Annotated in this window: 2 protein-coding genes and 1 pseudogene; 2 read left to right on the top strand and 1 reads right to left on the bottom strand. The window is 43.5% G+C overall.

The window, feature by feature from the left end; translation table 11 throughout:
- Positions 1–965 (top strand): annotated as a pseudogene (locus AC805_RS26910) (hypothetical protein); the annotation flags it as partial.
- Between the two features lie 194 nt (positions 966–1159).
- Positions 1160–1321, top strand: coding sequence for a plasmid mobilization relaxosome protein MobC (mobC, locus tag AC805_RS25710; RefSeq protein ID WP_197278765.1), 162 nt, complete (start codon positions 1160–1162; stop codon positions 1319–1321).
- A gap of 4 nt (positions 1322–1325) precedes the next feature.
- Here the strand turns inward: mobC and AC805_RS26905 are convergent.
- A partial coding sequence (locus tag AC805_RS26905) for a transposase (protein WP_369122834.1) occupies positions 1326–1541 on the bottom strand: 216 nt, incomplete at its 5' end.

Genomic DNA, 1541 nt, shown 5'->3' with positions numbered 1-1541 from the left:
GCTTCAGGATGCCTCCTTCTCCGAATAGGTCAGGTGGAGTTTTACATTCTTTCAGCAATTCGTCTACCAATTCTTTGCGTATATTCATCGGTTTTAGTGTTGATAATTGTGTGTCTAGATTATCTCTCTGTATATATCCCAGACTTTACACAGATTACTTTACACTCTCAGATTTATCCGTAAGACCGATTGCCACTTACGACAGTGAATATGGTAGTGCGGCTTTTATGAATTTGACCGAGGATATCCCCGCAGACTTACTGCTGCGTCTACGTCCTAACCGATGCTTATACAAAGCACCTGCACCCTATAGCGGCTGTGGTCGTCCCCGCAAGCATGGGGATAAATTCCAACTTGCCAATGCTGATAGTTGGGGAGACCCATCGGCAACTTTTAGCTTAGAAGATGAGACAGTCGGACAGGTGCAAATCCAGCAATGGTCTAACTTACACTTTAAGCAAGCGTCCCAACGACCTTTCCAAGTTATTCGTGTCACCCATCCCCATTGTTCTGGTTTGTGGTTAGCTTGGGTGGGCGAACAGATGCCATCTTTAGTCCAGATTTGGCGTTTGTACTTACGTCGTTTTGCTATCGACCATTGGAATCGCTTTGCCAAACAACGTTTACATTGGACTTTGCCTCATTTATTGACTCCTCAACAGGCTTTGCGTTGGAGCGATCTGATGCCTCTATTGTCTTGGCAGTTATGGCTAGCCCGTCAACTGGTTATTGATAGTCCTTTACCTTGGCAGAAACATCAAACCAATCTCTCCTTTGGTCGAGTCGCTCAGGGCTTTGCCGCACTTTTAGTTAGGATTGGCTCTCCTGCCTGTTCTCCTAAACCTCGTGGTAAGTCCCTTGGTTGGAAGTCTGGGCGTAAGCGTTCTCCTTTTCCTCGCTTTCCTGTCATCAAAAAACGCGCTTCCCGTCCTAAAAAGGTCAACAAAGACAACCTTAATTCCTAACCCTCAATATTCTCGTTTTTATTCTCTTAGGTTTGCTCAGTTCTTTATTATCTGAGTTGCTTTTTCCTGCTCTTTTCCTGCTTAGCTCAATCACCTTAGTCTAAACTCCAGTAGTCTAAACTCCAGTATATGAAGAGGAGAAAGTAATCCTAGATGAAAAAGCAAGTCAACTGAATGTTAAAGCTAGTGAAATTGTGAGATGTGCAACGTTTAAGTACGATCTGCCGACATCTAAGGTACAAGTTGCAAAGGTAGATTGGGATCTTTATCACCTGTTGGGAGAAGTCAAGTATGAATTGAATAAAATCGGTACGAATATCAACCAACTAGCCCATGATGCCAGGGCAACCGCATAAAAAATCAAAGGGAAAGGAGATGGTTTAGATAAGCCAGATCCCAAGCCGCTTTATTACGTTTCGCCCGCATACTGAACTTAGAAGACTTATCGCGACTTAAGAGATTAAGAGCAAAGTGTCGCAAGACAGCCATATTTTCAGGAGAATGATCTTTGCGAATACGGGAAGCATCTTCGTGAAAAGAGACATCCAAAACCCAATGCAATGAATTTTCAATCGA

The sequence above is a fragment of the Pseudanabaena sp. 'Roaring Creek' genome, assembly GCF_001402795.1.
In the GTDB taxonomy this organism is placed as follows: domain Bacteria; phylum Cyanobacteriota; class Cyanobacteriia; order Pseudanabaenales; family Pseudanabaenaceae; genus Pseudanabaena.
This window is presented reverse-complemented; position numbering and strand designations above follow the sequence as displayed.